Origin of the sequence: Rhodanobacter sp. Root480 (assembly GCF_001426645.1) — a bacterium.
In the GTDB taxonomy this organism is placed as follows: domain Bacteria; phylum Pseudomonadota; class Gammaproteobacteria; order Xanthomonadales; family Rhodanobacteraceae; genus Rhodanobacter; species Rhodanobacter ginsenosidimutans.
The window spans coordinates 262,428-282,836 of the sequence record NZ_LMEX01000003.1 but is presented as its reverse complement, the minus strand read 5'-3'; the positions used below and the strand labels follow the sequence as shown (position 1 = coordinate 282,836).

Annotated in this window: 20 protein-coding genes and 1 tRNA gene; 9 read left to right on the top strand and 12 right to left on the bottom strand. The window is 65.7% G+C overall.

Features of this window, described 5'->3' with window-relative positions; translation table 11 throughout:
• Nucleotides 1-47: 47 nt before the first annotated feature.
• From ASD22_RS14015 to rpiA, 3 genes are all read left to right on the top strand, one after another.
• Nucleotides 48-665 (top strand): 5-formyltetrahydrofolate cyclo-ligase, encoded by a 618-nt coding sequence (locus ASD22_RS14015; RefSeq protein ID WP_056084880.1) that lies wholly within the window; start codon nucleotides 48-50, stop codon nucleotides 663-665.
• Nucleotides 662-1,114, top strand: a complete 453-nt coding sequence (locus ASD22_RS14010; protein WP_056084877.1) for an EVE domain-containing protein — start codon at nucleotides 662-664, stop codon at nucleotides 1,112-1,114. The genes ASD22_RS14015 and ASD22_RS14010 overlap by 4 nt, the downstream gene beginning before the upstream one ends.
• Nucleotides 1,115-1,192: 78 nt before the next feature.
• A complete protein-coding gene (gene rpiA / locus ASD22_RS14005) occupies nucleotides 1,193-1,834 on the top strand; it encodes a ribose-5-phosphate isomerase RpiA (RefSeq protein WP_056084873.1) in 642 nt (213 codons plus the stop codon).
• 53 nt (nucleotides 1,835-1,887) lie between these two features.
• Here rpiA and ASD22_RS14000 read toward each other — a convergent pair whose 3' ends face one another.
• The 4 genes from ASD22_RS14000 to rplM all read right to left on the bottom strand — a co-directional run bounded on the left by ASD22_RS14000 (nucleotide 1,888) and on the right by rplM (nucleotide 5,299).
• Complete coding sequence (locus ASD22_RS14000) at nucleotides 1,888-3,813, bottom strand: chloride channel protein (protein ID WP_056084870.1); 1,926 nt, start codon at nucleotides 3,811-3,813, stop codon at nucleotides 1,888-1,890.
• A gap of 518 nt (nucleotides 3,814-4,331) precedes the next feature.
• Nucleotides 4,332-4,405, bottom strand: a tRNA-Gln gene (locus ASD22_RS13995).
• A gap of 63 nt (nucleotides 4,406-4,468) precedes the next feature.
• The gene (gene rpsI, locus ASD22_RS13990; protein ID WP_056084867.1) at nucleotides 4,469-4,861 is read right to left on the bottom strand and encodes a 30S ribosomal protein S9; all 393 of its coding nucleotides are present in this window, start codon (nucleotides 4,859-4,861) and stop codon (nucleotides 4,469-4,471) included.
• A 9-nt stretch (nucleotides 4,862-4,870) separates the two neighbouring features.
• A complete protein-coding gene (gene rplM / locus ASD22_RS13985; protein ID WP_056085180.1) occupies nucleotides 4,871-5,299 on the bottom strand; it encodes a 50S ribosomal protein L13 in 429 nt (142 codons plus the stop codon).
• 139 nt (nucleotides 5,300-5,438) lie between these two features.
• Here rplM and ASD22_RS13980 point away from each other — a divergent pair, with 139 nt between their 5' ends.
• A complete protein-coding gene (locus ASD22_RS13980) occupies nucleotides 5,439-6,713 on the top strand; it encodes a (Fe-S)-binding protein (RefSeq protein WP_235577649.1) in 1,275 nt (424 codons plus the stop codon).
• Complete coding sequence (gene coq7 / locus ASD22_RS13975; protein WP_056084862.1) at nucleotides 6,673-7,314, top strand: 2-polyprenyl-3-methyl-6-methoxy-1,4-benzoquinone monooxygenase; 642 nt, start codon at nucleotides 6,673-6,675, stop codon at nucleotides 7,312-7,314. The genes ASD22_RS13980 and coq7 overlap by 41 nt, the downstream gene beginning before the upstream one ends.
• Here the strand turns inward: coq7 and ASD22_RS13970 are convergent.
• Both ASD22_RS13970 and ASD22_RS13965 read right to left on the bottom strand, forming a co-directional pair.
• Nucleotides 7,302-8,015, bottom strand: a complete 714-nt coding sequence (locus ASD22_RS13970; RefSeq protein WP_056084859.1) for an extensin family protein — start codon at nucleotides 8,013-8,015, stop codon at nucleotides 7,302-7,304. The genes coq7 and ASD22_RS13970 overlap by 13 nt on opposite strands.
• Before the next feature lie 57 nt (nucleotides 8,016-8,072).
• Nucleotides 8,073-8,945 carry an aldo/keto reductase family oxidoreductase gene (locus tag ASD22_RS13965; RefSeq protein ID WP_056084857.1) on the bottom strand — a complete coding sequence of 291 codons (873 nt, stop codon included), beginning with the start codon at nucleotides 8,943-8,945 and terminating at the stop codon, nucleotides 8,073-8,075.
• 140 nt (nucleotides 8,946-9,085) lie between these two features.
• On the opposite strand from ASD22_RS13965, the gene ASD22_RS13960 reads away from it, so the two are divergent.
• Nucleotides 9,086-9,964: a LysR family transcriptional regulator gene (locus ASD22_RS13960; RefSeq protein WP_200945417.1), complete on the top strand. Its 879-nt coding sequence runs from the start codon at nucleotides 9,086-9,088 to the stop codon at nucleotides 9,962-9,964.
• 56 nt (nucleotides 9,965-10,020) lie between these two features.
• Here the strand turns inward: ASD22_RS13960 and ASD22_RS13955 are convergent, their stop codons facing one another.
• From ASD22_RS13955 to araD1, 3 genes are all read right to left on the bottom strand, one after another.
• Nucleotides 10,021-11,169, bottom strand: a complete 1,149-nt coding sequence (locus ASD22_RS13955; RefSeq protein ID WP_200946372.1) for an aldose epimerase family protein — start codon at nucleotides 11,167-11,169, stop codon at nucleotides 10,021-10,023.
• Between the two features lie 75 nt (nucleotides 11,170-11,244).
• Nucleotides 11,245-12,675, bottom strand: a complete 1,431-nt coding sequence (locus ASD22_RS13950) for a sugar porter family MFS transporter (RefSeq protein ID WP_082520278.1) — start codon at nucleotides 12,673-12,675, stop codon at nucleotides 11,245-11,247.
• A 226-nt stretch (nucleotides 12,676-12,901) separates the two neighbouring features.
• On the bottom strand, nucleotides 12,902-13,912 hold the full coding sequence (araD1, locus tag ASD22_RS13945) for an AraD1 family protein (RefSeq protein WP_056084850.1): 1,011 nt from the start codon (nucleotides 13,910-13,912) through the stop codon (nucleotides 12,902-12,904).
• Between the two features lie 179 nt (nucleotides 13,913-14,091).
• On the opposite strand from araD1, the gene ASD22_RS13940 reads away from it, so the two are divergent.
• Nucleotides 14,092-15,048, top strand: coding sequence for a LysR family transcriptional regulator (locus ASD22_RS13940; RefSeq protein WP_056084848.1), 957 nt, complete (start codon nucleotides 14,092-14,094; stop codon nucleotides 15,046-15,048).
• 13 nt (nucleotides 15,049-15,061) lie between these two features.
• Here the strand turns inward: ASD22_RS13940 and ASD22_RS13935 are convergent, their stop codons facing one another.
• Nucleotides 15,062-15,871, bottom strand: a complete 810-nt coding sequence (locus ASD22_RS13935; protein WP_056084846.1) for an SDR family oxidoreductase — start codon at nucleotides 15,869-15,871, stop codon at nucleotides 15,062-15,064.
• A 166-nt stretch (nucleotides 15,872-16,037) separates the two neighbouring features.
• Between ASD22_RS13935 and ASD22_RS13930 the strand changes: the two genes are divergently transcribed.
• On the top strand, nucleotides 16,038-17,765 hold the full coding sequence (locus tag ASD22_RS13930) for an IlvD/Edd family dehydratase (RefSeq protein ID WP_056084844.1): 1,728 nt from the start codon (nucleotides 16,038-16,040) through the stop codon (nucleotides 17,763-17,765).
• A 63-nt stretch (nucleotides 17,766-17,828) separates the two neighbouring features.
• On the opposite strand, the gene speD is transcribed toward ASD22_RS13930, so the two are convergent.
• Nucleotides 17,829-18,614 (bottom strand): adenosylmethionine decarboxylase, encoded by a 786-nt coding sequence (speD, locus tag ASD22_RS13925; protein WP_056084842.1) that lies wholly within the window; start codon nucleotides 18,612-18,614, stop codon nucleotides 17,829-17,831.
• Between the two features lie 281 nt (nucleotides 18,615-18,895).
• On the opposite strand from speD, the gene crp reads away from it, so the two are divergent.
• A complete protein-coding gene (gene crp / locus ASD22_RS13920; protein ID WP_056084840.1) occupies nucleotides 18,896-19,591 on the top strand; it encodes a cAMP-activated global transcriptional regulator CRP in 696 nt (231 codons plus the stop codon).
• Nucleotides 19,592-19,711: 120 nt separating this feature from the next.
• Here crp and ASD22_RS13915 read toward each other — a convergent pair whose 3' ends face one another.
• Complete coding sequence (locus ASD22_RS13915) at nucleotides 19,712-20,407, bottom strand: HAD family hydrolase (RefSeq protein WP_056084837.1); 696 nt, start codon at nucleotides 20,405-20,407, stop codon at nucleotides 19,712-19,714.
• Between the last annotated feature and the right edge of the window lie 2 nt (nucleotides 20,408-20,409).

Below are 20,409 nucleotides of genomic sequence, written 5' to 3'. Positions count from 1 at the left end.
TCGTCAACCGACGAACGGGGCGCATTTCGATCGGAGACACGCGACCCGTGGACGCCCCCGCCCAACGCCGCGAACTTCGCCAGCAATTGGCCGAGCGCCGCCGCGCACTCACGCCGCTGGAGCGCATCACCGCCGCGCAGGGCCTGCGGCGCACGCTCGAACAGCTGCCCGAATACTTTACCGACGCCCGCGTGGCCGGCTACTGGGCCAGCAATGGCGAGCTGCCGCTGAACGTGGTGATCCCGCCGCTGGCTGCGCGCGAGCAGCAATTCCTGCTGCCGGTGATCGGCGCCGACAAGCAACTGCGATTCGCGCCGTGGCAGGCGGGCGACGCGGTGCAACCGAACCGCCACGGCATCCCCGAACCGGTGGCGCCGGCGACCTGGTTCGCGCCGTTCCAGCTTGACCTGGTGCTGGTACCGCTGCTGGGCTTCGACCGCCGCGGCCACCGGCTCGGCTATGGCGGTGGTTACTACGATCGCAGCTTTGCTTTCCTCAAGGATCAGGTCCGGCCCACCGAGCCGTTGCTGGTCGGCATCGGCTACGCGTTCCAGGAGCTGGACGCGATCGACGCCGAGCCATGGGACGTGGCACTGGATTTCATCGCCACCGAGCGCGAATTGATCGACTGCAATGGCGAACCCGACAGCAAGGTGAGCGCATGAACTACTGGTTGATGAAATCCGAGCCCGATGCGTTCTCCATCGACGATCTGAAACGCAAGAAACAGGAAGCCTGGGACGGCGTGCGCAACTACCAGGCGCGCAACTTCATGCGCGACGGCATGCGCCCGGGCGACCGCGTGTTCTTCTACCACTCCAACTGCGCCGTACCCGGCATCGTGGGCATCGCCGAGGTAGCCACCGACGCCTACCCCGACCCCAGCCAGTTCGACCCGAAAAGCCACTATTTCGATCCCGCCAGCACCCGCGACAAGCCGCGCTGGATGCTGGTCGAGGTGAAGTTCGTGAAGAAGTTGAAGCGCACGATCAGTCTGGACGAGCTCAAGAACGATCCGGCGCTGGAAGGCATGCCGCTGGTGCGCAAGGGCAACCGGCTGTCGGTGATGCCGGTCGATGCCGCCGACTGGAAATACATCCTCGCGATGGAATGAAAGGCCCGCGGGTGCAGCGAAGCTCGCCGCGCCGCCGGACCGTCGTCATAATGGGGTTTTCGCCGAGACGACATGCCCATGAGCAACGCCAACGAGAAGCGCCAGGCCGGTGAGGCCGCCATTCGCTACGTGGAGGATGGCGCCATCGTGGGCGTGGGTACCGGTTCCACCGTGGCGTTTTTCATCGAGGCGCTGGCCGATCTGCGCGACCGCATCCAGGGCGCCGTCTCCAGCTCGGAACAATCCACGGCGCACCTGAAGAAGCTGGGCATCCCCGTGCTCGACCTCAACGCCGCCGGGCCGTTGTCGCTGTACGTCGACGGTGCCGACGAATGCGACCCGCACAAGCGGTTGATCAAGGGTGGCGGGGCCGCGTTGACGCGCGAGAAGATCGTCGCGGCGGCGGCGCAGAAGTTCGTCTGCATCATCGATTCCAGCAAGCAGGTGGACCTGCTGGGCCGGTTCCCGCTGCCGATCGAGGTGATCCCGATGGCACGCAGCCTGGTCGGCCGCGAGATCGTGAAGCTGGACGGCCAGCCGGTGTGGCGCGACGGTGTGGTCACGGACAACGGCAACTGGATCATCGACGTGCACGGCTGGCGCATCACCGACCCGGTCGAGCTGGAGGGCAAGCTCAACCAGCTGGCCGGCGTGGTTACCGTGGGGCTGTTCGCACGACGTCCGGCGGACGTGGTGCTGGTGGGCGACCGGGAAATCTGAGGCGACGCCAACCCGTCACCACCGGCGCGCGTTGGCGCGCCGGTGGCCGCCGCTCAGGCCGGCGACGCCGGGTGGCGATGTTTGCCGAGCTTGATGTGGCGATCCTTCAGGCGCGCCTCGCGCAGCCGCCGCGCGTGCGCGGACAGGATGTCGCCGCGGGTGAGGATGCCCACCAGCCGATGCGGTGCCGTCTGGCTCACCACGATCAGCCGACCCACCTGCTCGGCCACCATGTGGTCGGCGGCTTCGCGCAGGGAATGGCTCTCTTTCACCATCACCGGCGGGCGCGTGACCAGCTCGCCCACGGTCAACGTGTAGTGCCATTGCGGGTCGAGCAGCGAGCGGCGCGTGAGCACGCCACACACCTTGCCGCTGGCATCCACCACCGGGAAACCCTGGTGCTGCGCCTCGGGCGCACCCTCGCTCAGCCAGCGGCGCACTTCAGCCAGGGTCTGGTCCGCGCGCAGGGAGAACACGTCGCGGGCGCACGCCGTGCCCACCGTCACCTGGTCCAGGTAATCGGCCGCGTATTCCGACGGCACGCGCACGCCGCGACGGGCGATCTTCTCGGTCATGATGGTGTTGCGCATCATCACCGCCGAAATCAGGTAAGCCGCCGTGCAGCCGCCCAGTAGCGGAAGCAGCGCCGCGGGCTGGCGCGTGGTTTCGAACGCGAACACCACGGCGGTCAGCAGCGCCCGCGACGAGCCGGCGAAGATCGCCGCCATGCCCACCAGCGCGGCGATGCCCATGTTCACATGGATCCCCGGCAACCAGTGATTGATGCCGATGCCGACCACGGCGCCGAGCGAGCCGCCGATCATGAACAACGGCGCCAGCGTGCCGCCCGACGTACCGCTGCCCAGCGCGATCACCCACGAGATGAATTTCAACGCGCCGAAGCTGAGCAGCACGGTGAGGCCGAAATGCCCTTGCACCAGCGCATCGATGTTGTCGTAACCCACGCCGAGCGTGCGCGGCTCGATCCAGCCGATGAAACCGGCGATCAGCGCGCCGATCGCCGGCCACCACATCCAGTGGATGGGCAGCTTGGCGAACAGGTCCTCGACCCCGTAGACGGCTTTGGTAACCCATACGGAGGCAAAACCCACCACGGCACCGATCAGCACGAAGCTGATCAACGCCATGCCGCCTGGCTCGGCCACGTTCGGCATCGGGAACACCGGAGCGGCACCGTAGGTGGCGTAGCGGATGCCGACCGCGGTGACCGTGGCCAGCGCCACCGGGATCAGCGAACGCGGGCGCAGCTCGAACAACAGCAGTTCGACCGCCAGCACCAGCGACGCCACCGGCGCGCCGAACACCGCCGCCATACCTGCGGCCGCACCCGCGGCCAACAGCACCTTGCGCTCGTTGGCGGTCACATGCAGCAGCTGACCCAGCAGCGAACCCAGCGCGCCGCCGGTGGAAATGATCGGGCCCTCTGCGCCGAACGGGCCACCCGTGCCGATCGCGAACGCCGACGACACCGGCTTCAACCAGGTCATCCGCGCGGGAATGTTCGACTCATTGGTGAGGATCTGCTCCATCGCCTCGGGGATGCCATGGCCCTGGATCGCGCGCGAGCCCCAGCGCGCCATGATGCCCGCCAGCAAGCCGCCGATCGCCGGAATCAGGATCACCCAGGCGCCCAACTGGTTGCCTGCCGGCGACAGCACGAACGAGCCCTCGCGCGCCGTGGGGCCGATCACGTCGGACACGCGCCCGTAAAACGCCACATCGGTAATCACGTTGATCATGAACATCAGCAGCTGCGCCGCCCAGGCCGCCAGGGCACCGAGTGCGATGGCGAGCACGCTGATCAACAGGATGCGGTGCGTGACCAGGGTGGACTTGCGCGGCATCTGCGCCGCATCCAGCGACAAACCCAGCGCCGGCGCCACCGGCAGTGCGTCGGTGCTGCCAACAGTACGTACATCGGCTTGACCCGGTGGCTTGCTTGTATCTGGGTTGGTCATGGTTTTCGGCGAGGCAAAGGAGTGAATGTTACTTTGTTACGGAAGGGGAGCAAAGGTGGAGTGGCTTTCAGAGCCGGGCGCGGGAGGGATGACACGTACGAAAAATGGACTGGATGATGGTGGAGATGGCTCTATTGGAGCGGCCGTTGGGCCATCTATGGGGCAACCTTGCTGCGCAGGGCCAGCTGCGGTTGGCCTGTAAGTACCAGACAAATTTGTCGGTTGCGAAGGCAGGATGCTGAAGCGAACATCGGCGCAGCAGGTGGCCCGAAGGGCGAGGCACGGGACGTGCCGAGTAATGTGGTTGTCCCCTGTTTCGCAACAAGAAGCCGACCGGGGGACAAAGTCCTGGTTTGTGTGGCGGCCTAGGATTGTTTGGCCCATCCATGGGCCAAACCCCGCTTTGCGGGGCCAGCCTGCGGCTGTCCAACAAGTTCCAGACAAAATTGTCGAACGTGGTTTGCCTCCTGTGTCCCAGTCAAAACAAAAAGCCCCGCCATGGGCGGGGCTTTTTGTTTTGGCTGGGAGACTAGGATTCGAACCTAGATAGACAGCGTCAGAGGCTGTTGTCCTACCGTTAGACGATCTCCCAATAACACGCGGTTCGGTGGGCTCTGACTGGTGGCACCGGACCGTGAAGCGTGGGCCTTTCGGCTTAGCGCTTCGAGAACTGGGTGGCGCGGCGGGCTTTGTGCAGGCCGACCTTCTTGCGTTCCACTTCGCGGGCATCGCGGGTCACGAAACCGGCTTTGCGCAGCGGCGACTTCAAGGCTTCATCGTACTCGATCAGGGCACGGGCGATGCCCAGGCGGATCGCGCCGGCCTGGCCGGTGATGCCGCCACCGGCAACGGTGACCGTGATGTCGAACTTGCCGGTGTTTTCGGTCAGTTCGAGCGGCTGGCGCACGATCATGCACGAGGTTTCGCGACCGAAGAACTGCTCAAGCGCCTTGCCGTTGACGACGATGTCGCCCTTGCCCTTGCGCAGGAACACGCGGGCGGCGGAGGTCTTGCGGCGGCCGGTGCCGTAATTCTGCTGGATTGCCATATCGATTCCTTAGATTTCCAGCGCCTGCGGCTGCTGTGCGGTATGCGGATGCTCGGCGCCGCCATAGACCTTGAGCTTGCGATACATCTCGCGGCCCAGCGGATTCTTCGGCAGCATGCCCTTGACGGCGATCTCGATCACGCGCTCCGGGTAGGTCGCCAGCAGGTCTTTCAGGCTGGTGGTCTTCAGGTTGCCGACGTAACCGGTGAAGCGGTGGTACTTCTTGTCGTCCAGCTTGGCACCGGTGACGTGCACCTGCTGCGCGTTGATCACCACGATATAATCGCCGGTGTCGCAATGCGGGGTGTATTCCGGCTTGTGCTTGCCGCGCAGACGACGAGCGATTTCAGTCGACAGGCGACCGAGCGTCTTGCCCGCGGCATCAACCACGAACCAGTCGCGCTTGACGTTGTCTGCATTGGCGCTAAACGTTTTCATTTCAAATACCTGGTATGCCGCCATGGAGGCGGTACGCGTCATCGGTGGATCAAAGGCGCGAGATGATAGCGGAGCCATCACTCGTGGCGCAAGCCCACCGACCGGCGGGCTGTGAGCTGGCAATGATAGCATGATGGGCATGCCGCTTGAAAAGTCCCCCACTCCCGGTTCGGCCAGGCGCATCGTCGAACTGGCCGACCAGTGCGTGCAGTGCGGCCTTTGCCTGCCGGTTTGCCCCACCTACCAGATGGATCGCAACGAGGCCGAATCCCCGCGCGGCCGCATCGCCATCGCCGCCGCGCTGGCGCGTGGCGAGGTCGAGCCCACGGCGGCGTTGCGCCTGCACCTGGATCACTGCCTGGGCTGCCTCGATTGCGAAAAGGTGTGTCCGGCCCACGTGCAATACGACGAGTTGCTGATCGAGACCCGCGCCCTGCTGGGGCCTTCCACGCGGCGGCCGCGCTGGTTGCTGAAGCTGCTGCAGCGCCCGGCATGGATGCGCGCGCTGCGTCGCCTCGGCCACGCGCTGGCGATGGATCGCTGGAAAGGCTGGCTGGCGCGACGCCTGCCGCGCGATTCGACCACGCGCGCCGCCTTGCTCACCTTGCCGACCGGCGCGGTCGCCGCACCGATCGATACGGAAATCGACGAAACCCGTTCGGGAACGCCGACGCTGGCGCTGTTCCCCGGCTGCGTGGCCAGCGTCGAGGACGCCGAAGCGCAGGCCGCCGCCGTAGTCCTGTTGCGTGCGGCCGGCTTCCAGGTGAGCGTGCTGCCGGCGTTCTGCTGTGGTGCGATGGATCTGCATGGCGGTGAGGCGCAATCCGCGGAAAAGGCGGCGCAGCGCGTGCGCGAGGCATGGCAATCCAGCGGCGCCAGCGGGCTGGTTTCGGTGACACCCGGCTGCCTCGGCAGCTTGCGTCGCGCATTGCCCGGCGTGGCGGTGACCGACCCCTTCGAGCTGCTGGCTACGCGCGCCAACACGCTGCGGTTTCGCCCGCTGGCACGGCGGATCGCGGTGCACCTGCCATGCACGCAGGTCAACGTGGCGCGCAGCGAGTCGGCGATGCTGTCGTTGCTGCGACAGGTTCCGCTGCTCGACGTGCAGCCGCTGCCACGCCCGCCGTACTGCTGCGGCGCGGCCGGCAGCCACATGCTGGAGTTCCCCGCCCGCGCCGCCAAGTTGCGCGACGACACGCTGGAGCAAGTCGCCTTGCTGGAGCCACAGGCTTTGCTGTCATCCAATATCGGTTGCCGCCTGCACCTGGCCGCCGGAGCCGACGGGCAGTGGCCGACGCAACATCCGCTGACCCTGCTGGCGCAGCAACTCGATACCGATCATTCCGCTACCGATACCCCGGATAATCATTCCCATGAATGTTCGCACCCTGAGCCCCTTCGATCGCCTGCTTGACCGCTGCGAGCGCGCGCTGGAAGCGATCGCCGGCATGCCCATGGCCGAGCGCCCGTCGCCGGCCAGTGGCATTGCCGAAGCCGATCTCGACGATGCTGAGCGCCGCCACGCCGCCGGGCTGATGCGCGTCAACCACACCGGCGAGGTCTGCGCGCAGGCGCTGTATTTCGGCCAGGCCGCGCTGGCCCGCGACGCCGACAACCGTGCCCATCTGTTGCACGCAGCGGCGGAGGAAACGGACCACCTGGCCTGGTGCGCGCAGCGCCTGCAACAACTGGACAGCCGCCCCAGCCTGCTCAATCCGCTGTGGTATGCGGGCAGCTACGCGATCGGCGCGGCGGCGGCTCTGGTCGGCGATCCGGTCAGCCTGGGCTTCGTGGTGGAAACCGAGCACCAGGTGGAAGCGCACCTGGCCGAGCATCTGGAAAAACTGCCTGCCGCGGACGAACGCTCGCGCGCCGTGCTGACGCAGATGCAGGTTGACGAAGTCCGTCACGCCGACGCCGCACAGCAACGCGGCGGCATCGCCCTGCCCTTCCCGCTGCCGCAACTGATGCACGCCAGCTCGATGGTGATGAAAACCGTGGCTTACCGCATCTGACCCGAGCCGCCTCCTGGGCAATAGCCCCAGCCCGTGGCCTCGATGTGGAAATGCGTGCGGTGGGCGGCGTTGTAATCCGGCCCCAGCAGCATGCCGGCGACCGCGCAGCCGCGACCATGCACCTGGCGCAGAAACCGGCCCGCGGGCCCGGCATCGTCCCAGTCCTTGCCGATCTCGACGCGCCGGCCATCGGCCAGCCGAAACCCGGTGATATCGATGGCCTGCGCGCGGGCATGCCGGCTCAGCGGCGCATCGTTGCGGTGATAGACATTGCGGCAGGCATAGCTGCCCACGTGGTCGATGCGCACCACCGGCTGATGAAACGACGCGTGCGCCGCCGGTTGCAACGCATCGCGGTCGAACAGCACCAGCGTGGCGGCCAACGGGCACGACATCACCGCCGGGCTGGACAGCGTGGCCACGCCGGTACCGCGCAAGCGCACCGCATCATGCCAGCCGCAACCGCCTGGACCCGTGCGATCGGGCACCAGCGCAAACCGCACGTCCGCCTGGCGCAACGCCGCCAGGCAACGCGCTGGATCGGCCGCGAGGCGGCGCATCTTGTAACGCAGGAAGCGGTCCGGTTCAGCGCGCAGATCCAGCGGCGCCCAGGGGTTGTAGCGATCCGGCGGACGCCAGCCGCGAACCCAGACCAGGGCGGCGAGGGAACCGAGAAGTAGCAGGAGCAGCCACGCACGCATGGCCAAAGCCTAGGGCGGCAGGCGTGAAGGCATCCGCCGCCTGTCCGTATACCCGCGTCAGCCAGCGCTCGCCACGCTGTCCAGTTCACGCCGCACCTCGTCCGACAACACCAGATCGGCCGCCGCCAGGTTCTCGTGCAAATGATCGACCGACGACGTACCGGGGATCAGCAGGATGTTGGGCGAGCGCTGCAGCAACCAGGCCAGCGCCACCTGCATCGGTGTGGCACCGAGGCGCGCGGCCACGTCGGACAGGGTCGACGATTGCAGCGGACTGAAACCGCCCAACGGGAAAAATGGCACGTAGGCGATGTCGTCGCGGGCCAACTCATCGATCAAACCATCGTCGTCACGATGCGCGAGATTGTATTGGTTCTGCACGCAGGCGATGTTGCAGATGCCGCGCCCTTCCGCGATTTGCGTGGGCGTGACGTTGCTCAGGCCGACATGGCGCACCAGGCCCTGTCGTTGCAGGTCGGCGAGCACCGAGAGCGGCTCCGCGATCGAGCCTTCGGCCGGCCCATGCGTGTCGAACATGATGCGCAGGTTGACCACGTCGAGCGCCTCCAGGCCCAGGTTGCGCAGGTTGTCGTGCACGGCGGCCGTCAGCTCCTCGCGTGAAAACGCGGGCAACCAGCCGCCCTTGTCATCGCGCCGCGCGCCGATCTTGGTAACGATGACCAGATCGTCCCGATACGGATGCAGGGCGTCGCGGATCAGTCGGTTGGTGACGTGCGGGCCGTAGAAATCGCTGGTGTCGATATGGTCCACACCGCTTTCGACCGCGGCACGCAGCACCGCCAGCGCCGCGTTGCGATCGCGAGGCGGACCGAACACGCCGGGGCCGGCCAACTGCATCGCGCCGTAACCCAGCCGATGGACGCGACGGTCGCCGAGCTGGAAGGTGCCGGACTTCGTGATGTGGGACATGGTCAATCTCCTGTCAGGGGGGAATCCAAGCGTAGAACCTGCCGGATAGCGCGATAAGCGGTAACAATCCGCACGACTTGTACCGTTTTCCGCACAATGGAGATCCGGTGGAGAAAGCGATGAAACCCAACCTGGCCGATCTGAACGCATTCGTGACCGTGGCGACCGCCGGCGGTTTCCGTGAAGGCGCGCGCCTCAGCGGCGGCAGCGCATCCATGCTCAGCGAGGCGGTGCGCCGGCTCGAAACGCAGCTGGGCGTACGCCTGCTCCATCGCACCACACGCAGCGTGGCGCCAACCGAAGCCGGCATGGGCTTGCTGGAACGGCTGCGCCCGGCCCTGGCCGAGGTGGAAGGCGCGCTGGACGTGGTCAACCGCTTTCGCGAGCGCCCCGCGGGCACCTTGCGGCTCAACGTACCGATGAGCGCCTCGCGGCTGGTGTTGCCCGCCATCGTGCCGCCGTTCCTGGCGGCCTATCCCGAGATCCGTCTGGAAGTGCTCACCGACGAAAGCTTCGTCGACGTGCTGGCCGCCGGCTGCGATGCGGGCATCCGCTACGACGAACGGCTGGAGCAGGACATGATCGCGGTACCGATCGGGCCCCGCGTGCAGCGCTTCGCCACGGCCGCGTCGCCGGCCTACCTGGACCTTCACGGCCGCCCGCAGCATCCGCGCGACCTGCTCGCCCACGCCTGCCTGCGCGGCCGCTTCGCCAGCGGCAACATGCCCGCCTGGGAGTTCGAGAGGGACGGCGAAACCGTACTGGTGGAACCGACCGGGCCGCTGGTGGTGCGCATGGGCGGCGCCTCCGACCTGGCCGTCGACGCAGCGGTCGCCGGCTGCGGCATCGTGGCGATGTTCGAGGACTGGATCCGCCCGCAGCTGGACAGCGGCGCGCTGGAAGCGGTGCTGGAGCCGTGGTGGCTGTCCTTCCCCGGACCCTTTCTTTATTACCCCGGACGGCGGCTGGTGCCGGCACCGCTGCGCGCCTTCATCGATTTCATCAAGGCGAACGGCTGACACAAAAAAACCCCGCTTTCGCGGGGTTTTTCATCACAACGTGCGGACAGTGCGGATCACTTGCCGCCCTTGTCGGTCGAGAAGCGATAGACCATGCGGTTTTCATACACCTGTCCCGGCTTCAACACGGCCGAGCCGAACTCCGGATGGTTGGGCGTGTCCGGGAACAGCTGCGGCTCCAGCACGAACGCGTCGCCCTGGCGATACGTGTGCCCGGATTTGCCCACCGTGGTGCCGTCGAGGAAATTGCCGGAATAGAACTGCAGGCCAGGCTGATCCGAATACAGACGCAGCACGCGACCGCTGTCGGGCGATTCCACCTGCGCCACCAGTCGCGGCTGGGCGCTCTTCGCGTGGCTGATCACCCAGTTCATGTCGTAACCCTTGCCGGTCATCAACTGGTGTGAATGGCCATCGCGGACGTCCTTGCCGATCGCCTTGGCCTGGCGGAAATCGTAGGGCGTGCCGGCCACCGCAAGGAAAGCGCCGGTCGGGATCAGGGTGTCGTCCACCGGCGTGATTTCGTCGGCCGGGATCATCAGCCGTTGATCCATCGCCGTGCCCGAGCCCTCGCCGTTGAGGTTCCAGTAGGTGTGGTTGGACAGGTTGACGATGGTCGTCTTGTCCGTGGTAGCGCGGTGATCGATGGTCAGCTGATTGTCTTCATCCAGCGAGTACGTGACCGTGAGGGACAGGCGGCCGGGATAACCCTGGTCGCCGTCGGGGCTGACGTCGCTCAGCGTGACGCTGGCCGTGGGGCCCTGCTTCACGGAAGTGACTTTCCACAACCGCGTGTCGAGACCGCCGATTCCCCCATGCAGGGAGTTGGGGCCGTCGTTGAGGGTGAGCTGGTGGTGCACGCCGTCAAGCGTGAACTGGCCCTTGTCGATGCGGTTGGCGAAGCGGCCGACGGTGGCGCCGAAGAACTGGCGTTTGGACAGATAGCCGTCCATCGTGTTGTAGCCCAGCGCCACATCCGCCAGCTTCCCGTTGCGGTCGGGCGTGATGAGCGACTGCACCCGCGCGCCGTACGCGATCACCGTGACGCTGGTGCCGTGCCCGTTCTGCAACTTGACCGCCTCGACCTTGCTGCCGCCGGGCATCGAGCCAAAACTGGAACGCGTGGCGGTCGTGGCCAGCGCGGCGCTCGGCAGCAACAGCGCGCAGGCGAGGCTCAACATCAGGTGGCGATGGGGATTCTTCACGGACAGGCTCCTCGCAGTGGAATGGAACGGCATCGTGCGCGCCTCGCGAACCAGCCGGCCGCGAGGCGCACGCCGTCAGATGCCGATATCGCGCAGGCGTACACCGGACATCAGCTTGCGTTCGATGTTCTCCAGGGTCACGCCCTTGGTCTCCGGCAACAGTCGCCAGACCAGGCCGATGAACAGGAAGTTGAGCACCGCATAGAGGGCGAACGTGGGCCCGGTACCCAGCGCCGTCAGCAGCGACAGGAAGGTGGCGCCGACGACGAAGTTGCTCACCCAGTTGGTCACCGTCGAGCAGGACACGCCGAAGTCGCGACCGTTCAGCGGCTGGATCTCCGAGCACAGGATCCACACCACCGGCGCGGCGGACATCGCGTAGGCGATCACGAACGCGACCAGCAGCGCGATGGCAATGGCGGCGGAATATCCGGACCCCAGCCCCACATGGAACAGTGCCGCCATGCCCAGCATGCACAGCCCCATGACGGAGTAGCCGATGTACAGCAGCGGCTTGCGGCCCAGGCGATCGACCTGGTTGATGGCGATGAAGGTGGCCAGCACCATCAGCGCGCCGATGGCGACCGTGCCCCACATGCGATTGGCCCCGGTGGCGATACCGGCCAGGCCCAGGATCTTCGGCGCGTAATACAGGATCACGTTGGCGCCGGTGAATTGCTGCATGAACTGCAGCAGCATGCCCAAGAAGGTGGAGCGGCGGAAATTCGGATTCGTGCGGAACAACTTGAAGCCGTTGCCCTCCACCTGCAGGCTCACGCTGATGGCCGCCATTTCCGCCTCGGCGACGCTGAGGTCGTTTTCCCTCAGTTTCAGCAAGACGGCGCGCGCCTCGTCATCCCGCTTCTTGGACATCAACCAGCGCGGGCTGGTCGGCAGGAAGAACATCGTGATCACAAGGATGGCCGCGAACGGTGCCATCGACCCCAGCATCAGGCGCCAGTTGCCGGAATAGCTGAGCCCCGCACCGATCAGGTAGGCGAGCAGGATGCCGATCATGATCGACAACTGGTAACCGGCGATCAGCGCGCCGCGATTGCGTTCAGGCGACATCTCCGACAGGTAGATCGGCGCGATGTAGGACGAGATGCCCACCGCGATACCCAGCAGGCCGCGCATGACGATCAGCGTGGTCGACGACATCGCCACGGCGCAACCGACCGCGCCCACCACGAAGATCACGCCGCTGATCAGCAACGTGACCCGGCGACCGAAGCGGTGCGACAGCCAGCCGCCGCCGATCGCACCCACCGCCGCGCCGGCCATCATCGCGGCGACGATCATTTCCTGGACCAGGTCGGAGGCGTGGAACGCTTCGGCGATCAGCGGCAACGCGCCCGAGATCACGCCGATGTCCATGCCGAACAGCAAGCCGGCAAGGGCGGCGATGGGCCCCACGATGTAGATGATGGGCAGGGGCTTCCTGTGCTGCCCCTTGGGTACATCGAGAGGCGTCACGGCGGTTGCCTCACTGTCGGACTGATACATGCTCTTCCCCTTCGAAACCGGTTATGTGGTGCTGTCGATACAGGTGCCGCCCCGCTCCCCGCGGGATGCACACGCAACTCCGATCTGCGGTATCAGGTCGCCATGCAGGCCGCCTTCACCGCCGTGTAGAACTCCGCCGCGTACCGTCCGTGTCCCTTGCGCCGTCTCTCGATCCCTTGCCGGCCATGAGGCGCCGGCATGTCTTCGTCGTGGCTGTCGTCACAGCCTACAGTGGCTGCACGCCACCGATCGAAAAGTCGTCCTCGACGACCTGCAACGTATTGCGCAGTGGCGCGCCCATCGCCGGCAGGTCGATCTCGAACTCGTCGCCCGGCTCCACCCGGATGCCGTCGGCGAAGCTCAGCGTCGCCGTGCCCATGAAGTGCAGATGGACGTCGCCCGGGCGGCGGTGGGCGGCGTACTTGAAGTGATGGTATTCAAGGTTGTCGAGCGTGTGGCACATGTTCGACTCGCCGGTGACGAAGGGCTTTTCCCAGATCACCTTGCCCTGCCGGCGGATGCGGCTCTGCCCGCGCAGGTCGTCCGGCAGTTCGCCGGTCCACAATTCCGGCCCCACGGCGCACTGGCGCAATTTCGAGTGGGCCAGATAGAGATAATTCTGACGCTCGGTCACGTGGTCGGAAAATTCGTTGCCCAGCGCGAAGCCCAGGCGCCGCGGCGTACCCGCGTCGTCGATGAGGTAGATGCCGACCAACTCCGGCTCCTCGCCCCCGTCCAGCGCGAAGCCGGGCGACGACAGCGCCGCGCCCGTGCCCACCACGATGTGGCCATTGCCCTTGTAGAACCACTCCGGCTGCACGCCGGGGCGACCGTCGGTCGGGCGGCCGCCTTCCAGGCCCCAGCGGAAGATGCGCATCGAATCGGTCAGCGTTTCCTCTTCGACCTTCGGCTTGGCTTCCTGCTGATGCATCGCGTCGCGGGTGGCGGCGCTGCCGGTGTGGGTCAGACCGGTGCCGGTCACCAGGCAGTGCGCCGGGTCCGGGTGCTGCAGCGGTGGCAGCACGCGGCCATTGGCGAGCAAGGTGGCGTAGTCGAACGACTCGTCGCGCGGCCGCGCGCCGATCAGCGCGGCCAGCGACTGGCCCGAAGCCAGCGCCTCCTGCGCCAGGGCGTACAAGGTCTGCGCACCGGCCAATGCCTTCACGGTGGCGCCACTGGCATCGACCTCGCCCACCCGGGGCGTCCGGGCATCGTCGACGAACTGGATCAATCGCATACAAACATCCTGACAGCTGGGGAATGCGCCCGGCCAAGGTCGGGCAGCGGGAGCAAGCCAAGCCTGGCTGTCCCGGATCATTGCCCATTCTGCCGGGGCCATGTATACACAACAAATATGGCTTTTAGGTCAACTGATACCTAAACGCGTATGTTGTTTTTAGTGCAGGAGTGCCCGTTGTGTCCCAGGAAAAACCGTGGTTTCTGCGCGCGCGGCTGAAGACGCGGCAGTTGCTGCTGCTGGTCGCCATCGATGAGCAGGGCAATATCCACCGCGCGGCGGAGTCGCTGGACGTGTCGCAACCGGCGGCCTCGAAACTGCTCAAGGACCTCGAAGACCTGATGGAGGTGCCGCTGTTCGAACGCATGCCGCGCGGCATGCGCGCCACCTTGTACGGCGAGGTGATGATCCGCCATGCGCGCATCGCGCTGGCCAGCCTCGGCGAAGCCGGCGACGAGATCGAATCGCTGAAGGAAGGCTACGCCGGCACCGTGCGCGTGGGCGCCATCCAGGGGCCGGCGGTCACGCTGATTCCCGAAGCCATCAAGCGCGCCTTGCAGGAGCGCCCCCTGCTGCGCGTCTCGATGCTGGTGGAGAGCAGCGACGTGCTGATGGAGCGCCTGGCGCAACGCAAGCTGGACATCCTCGTGGCCCGGCTCTTTGCCCGGCACGACAAGAGCCAGCTGCATTACCAGGCGCTGGCCGAGGAACAGATCTGCGCCATCGTCAGCCCCGACCACCCGATCCTGGCTCTGAAGAAACCCTCCCTGGCCGACATGGCGCGATACGGCTGGATCGTGCCGCCACCCGGCAGCGTGCTGCGGCACCGGTTCGAGCTGCTGTTCCACAATACCGGGCTGGCCCTGCCCGAGCGGCTGATCGAATCGACGGCGCTGGTGTTCGTGCTCAACATGTTGCGGCGCACGGATTACATCAGCGTGATCCCCACCGATGCGGCCGAGTACTACGTGGCGCACGGCGTCATAGCGCAGGTGCCGGTGGAGCTGGCCTGCAAGATGGACGACTTCGGCATCATCACGCGCAAGGACTGGCTGCTGTCACCGGCGGCCCGATGCATGCTGACGGCGCTGAAGCAGGCCGCCAGCGACGTCTACGGGTTGCCACGGCTCGATTGACGGACGTGGCCGGTCAGGTCCAGCCGGCGTCGACCACGAACTCCTGCGCGGTGCAGGCGCGCGACGCGTCCGAGGCGAGAAACAGCGCCATCGCGGCGATGTCCTCGGGCATCACCTTGTCGGGAAGGCACTGGTTTTTCATCAGCTCCTTCTCGCTCTCGGCATCCAGCCACTGCGTGATCTGGCGTTCCGTCATCACCCAGCCGGGGCTGAGCACGTTGATGCGGATGCGATGCTCGCCCAGCGCCTTGGCCATGCCGCGCATCATGCCGTTCATCGACGACTTGGCGGTGGCATAGCAGGGGTAGCCCGCGTTCTTGGTCTGCCAGCCGGTCGAACCCAGGTTGATGATGGAACCGCGCCCCTGCTCACGCATGCCCGGCACCACCGACTGGATCGCAAAAAAAGCCGCGCGCTGGTTGACGCCGATGCGCTGGTCCCAATAGTCGGGCGTGACATCCTCAAGCGCGTGGCGATCGTCGCTGCCCACGTTGTTCACCAGCACATCGAACGTGCCCAGCGCCTGCGCCGCGTCGACGATCGCCTGCTGCAGCGACGGCACATCGGTGACATCGCAACGGCGCCACCACGGCGCGGGGCCGAGACCCTGCGCGCGCAACCGCTCGACCAGGGCCTCGCTCACCGCGGCATTGATGTCGACGAACGCCACCTGCGCACCCTGGCGCACGAACGCTTCCACCAGCGCTTCACCGATGCCGCTGCCGCCACCGGTGATGAACACCCGCCGCGAGCGCAGGTCCGGATAAAGCGTGTCGCCAAGGGCCGCGCCACTGCCCTGCTGCCGAGCGGATGATGCCTGCATGGGTAACGATCTCCACCGTTCTTTCGATACGTTTACGTGTATCAATAACGCTATAAATATTATTTTATTTGTATCAATATGCCCTGTAGTCTGCCGCCTGTAAAGCCAGTTTTCACAGGCGCGCCAGCGGATCCACGGATCCCCCAGCAAAGGACATCGCTAACCCATGACTTCTCCCAAAGACACGAAAAGACGCAGCCAATCCTGGTTCGGCCACGAAGGCAAAAGCGGCTTCCTCTACCGAAGCTGGCTGAAAAACCAGGGCTATCCCAGCGATCTTTTCGATGGCCGGCCGGTGATCGGCATCTGCAACACCTGGTCGGAACTGACGCCGTGCAACGGGCATTTCCGCGAGCTGGCCGAGTACGTCAAGCGCGGTGTCTACGAGGCGGGCGGCTTCCCACTCGAATTCCCGGTGATGTCGCTGGGCGAGACCCAGATGCGCCCCACCGCGATGCTGTTCCGCAACCTGGCCAGCATGGATGTCGAGGAATCCATCCGCGCCAATCCGATCGACGGCGTGGTGCTGTTGATGGGCTGCGACAAGACCACGCCGTCGCTGATGATGGGCGCGGCCAGCTGCGACTTGCCGACCATCGGCGTGTCCGGCGGCCCCATGCTCACCGGCCGCTGGCGCGGGCAGAAGATCGGCTCGGGTACCGGCGTGTGGAAAATGTCGGAAATGGTTCGCGCCGGCGAAATGGAGCAGGAGGATTTCGTCGAGGCCGAGTCCTGCATGCACCGCTCCAAGGGCGGCACCTGCATGACGATGGGCACCGCCTCCACCATGGCCAACATGGTCGAGGCGCTGGGCATGTCGCTGCCCGAGAATGCCGCCATTCCCGCCGTGGATTCGCGCCGCTATCGGCTGGCGCAACTCAGCGGGCGGCGCATCGTGCAGATGGTGCACGAGGACATGCGCATGTCGAAGATCATGACGCGCAACGCCTTCGAGAATGCCATTGTCGCCAACGCGGCCATCGGTGGATCGACCAATGCGGTCATCCACCTGTTGGCCATGGCCGGACGCATCGGCGTGGAACTCAATCTAAAGGACTGGGATGACCTTGGCTCGAAGCTCCCGTGCCTGGTCAACCTGCAGCCCTCCGGCGAACACCTGATGGAGGACTACTACTACGCCGGCGGCCTGCCTGCCGTACTGCGCGAAATGGCTCCTCACCTGCACCTGGATGCGCTGACCGTAAACGGCAAGACATTGGGTGAAAACGTGGCGTCGGCGCCGTGCTGGAATCGCGACGTCATCACGACCGCCAGCGAACCGTTCAAGCCCGATGCCGGCATCGCCGTGCTGCGCGGCAACCTGGCGCCGGATGGCGCGGTGATCAAACCCTCGGCGGCGTCCACGCATCTGCTGCAGCATCGCGGCCGCGCCGTGGTGTTCGAGAACATCGAGGACCTGAATGCACGCATCGACGATGACGCGCTGGATATCGACGAGCACTGCGTGATGGTGCTGAAGAACTGCGGCCCGCGCGGCTACCCCGGCATGGCCGAAGTGGGCAACATGCCGCTGCCGCCCAAGCTGCTCAAGCGCGGCATCACCGACATGGTGCGCATTTCCGACGGCCGCATGAGCGGCACCGCCTACGGCACCGTGGTGCTGCACACCTCGCCCGAGGCCGCCGCCGGCGGTCCGCTGGCGCTGGTGCAGAACGGCGACATGATCGAGCTCGACGTGGCCGCGCGGCGCATCCACCTGGATGTGACCGACGAGGAACTGGCACGGCGGCGCGCGCTGTGGAAAGCACCCGAGGTGCCGAAACGCGGCTGGTACAAGCTCTACGTGGACCACGTGCAGCAGGCCAACCTCGGTGCCGACCTGGACATCCTGGTCGGCGGCAGCGGCAGCGAGGTGCCGCGCGATTCGCACTGAGCCGGCCTGGCGCCGAGCGCGCCACGCCGCAGAAAAAAACCCGCCTTTCGGCGGGTTTTTTCGTCACATCAGGTTGCGGCCGTGGAACAGTTCCTCGATCTCGCGGCTGACCAGCGACTCGATCCGCTGGCGCTCCTTGAACGACAGGTCGTCGGCGTGCGACTCGAACAGATAGGTGTCCAGGTCGAAGTCCTTGATGTGCATCTTCGTGTGGAACATGTTTTCCTGGTACACGTTGACGTCGAACATCTCGTATTTCTGGCGGATGTGCTTGGCCAGGTAGTCCTGCACCGAGTTGATCTTGTGGTCGATGAAGTGCTTCTTGCCCTTCACGTCGCGGGTGAAGCCGCGCACGCGGTAGTCGCACACCACGATGTCCGACTCGAAGCTGTCGATCAGGTAGTTCAGCGCCTTCAGCGGCGAAATCACGCCGCAGGTAGCCACGTCGATATCGGCGCGGAAGGTGGCGATGCCGTTGTGCGGGTGCGTTTCCGGATAGGTGTGGACAGTGATGTGGCTCTTGTCCATGTGCGCCACGACGGCGCCCGCGATCGAGTCGCGGCCCAGCTTCTCCACCACCGGCTCTTCGGAAATCAGCATCGTCACCGAAGCGCCCTGCGGATCGTAATCCTGGCGTGCGATATTGAGGATGTTGGCGCCGATGATCTCCGCCACGTCGGTGAGGATCTGGGTCAGGCGGTCGGCATCGTACTGCTCATCGATATACTCGATGTAGCGGCCGCGCTGCTCCTCCGACACCGCGTAGCAGATGTCGTAGATGTTGAAGCTCAACGCCTTGGTCAGGTTGTTGAAACCCTGCAGGCGCAGACGGGGAAGTGGTTTGACCACGGGCGGCTCTCCATGACCGAAAGGCTCGGTCAGCTGTAGAGGCGGGTTAGCGACAAGGGTCCCCGCTGAATCGTATTGAAGCGCAGGCTGAAACCTGACGCGACCCTCGCAATCGGCGGGCACAGGCTCAGCGCCGCCGAAAGACCGCGAAGTATGGGGCAAACGGCAGTAAAACAGAACCTCCGCAAGACGTTCTTGTTTGCCATAATGTTCAGCTGGCGGCAGGGGACGGAAACGGCACCGCGACAGATGCGTGAATTTACCAGTAGGGGAAAACTGAATTGGCCCAGCTCAAATATCAACTTCAGCAAGCTTTCGAAAGCTCGCAGGCGCCACTAGGTTTCGCACCCGATCCGGCCTCGATGGAGCGCTTCCTGGCGCTGTGCCATCGCCGCCGCTACCCGGGCAAGACGGCGATCATCCGTCCCGGCGATCCGGCCAATACGCTGTACTACGTCGTCGAGGGATCGCTGGCCGTCTGCACCGAGGATGAGCAGGGGCGTGAACTGATCCTGGCCTACATCAACCGCGGCCAGTTCATCGGCGAGATGGGGCTGTTCGTGGCACAGGCGGCGCGCGAATCGGTGGTGCGCACGCGCACGCCCTGCGAGATGGCCGAGGTCAGCTACGAGCGGCTGTTCCAGCTGATGGAAGGCCCGCTGCGCGAGGAATGCCCCAAGATCCTCTGCGCGATCGGCTCGCAACTCACCCACCGGCTGCTGCGTACCTCGCGCCAGGTCAGCCGCATGGCGTTCATGGACGTCAACAACCGCATCTCGCGCACGCTGCTGGACCTGTGCCAGGAGCCGGATGCCATGACCCATCCCGACGGCACCCAGATCCGCATCTCGCGTCAGGAAGTGAGCCGCATCGTGGGTTGCTCGCGCGAGATGGTGGGGCGCGTACTGAAGCAATTGGAAGAGCAGCGGATGATCGACGTGTCCGGCAAGACCATCGTGGTGCGCGGTACGCGCTGAGGCCCTCCCGCGGAACGGCTACCGGAGCGCGCTTATTGCAGGAGCGGCTTCAGCCGCGATGCTCTTTCTTCGGGCATCAGCAGAAGCATCGCGACTGAAGTCGCTCCTGCATTCAGTCGTTCAGTACCAGGCCACCCGGGTCACGGCGCGGCCCAGCGCCTTTTCCACTTTCTTGCACAGCCGCGGCGTGCCGTTGACCAGCACGGCTTCGTCCGCCGGCTTCAGCATCGGCGCATCCTGCAGCGAATCGCTGTAGGCCAGCTGCCACGCGCTGACGCCGTATTGCGCAAGCGACTTCACCTTGCGTGCGCCCACGTTGTGGCGCAGCAGGCGCATGCCGATCGCGCTGGGACGCAGCTGCGAGGCCACGATCTCGATGTCGGTCAGACCCAGCTCGCTCAGCATGCTGTTGACAAGGTGGTGCTCGCAGCCGGTGACCACGATGACCCGATCACCGGCCGCCTGGTGCTGCCGCAACGCGCGCACGCCGTCGCGGCAGAACTGGCGCGGGCGACGTACCAGCACGCCGGCGAACGCTTCCGCCTTGCGCTGGTAGGTGCGCTCGCTCATGCCCAGCAGGGCAATCCGCGCCAGCAGGCGCATCGGCCAGTTGCGCGAAAACGGCAGCAGCAGGATCAGCACCGGCGAGCACAGCAGGGCCATCAGCTTGCAGCCCAGCGAGCGCGCATAGCGTTCGCGCGCGAACAGCGCGAACGCATCGCCATGCATCAGCACGCCGTCGAAATCGAACAACACCACGCGCGCAGCGGCAGTATCCGGCGATGCCGCCGGGGGTTGGGTTTCATCGGGGGACATGG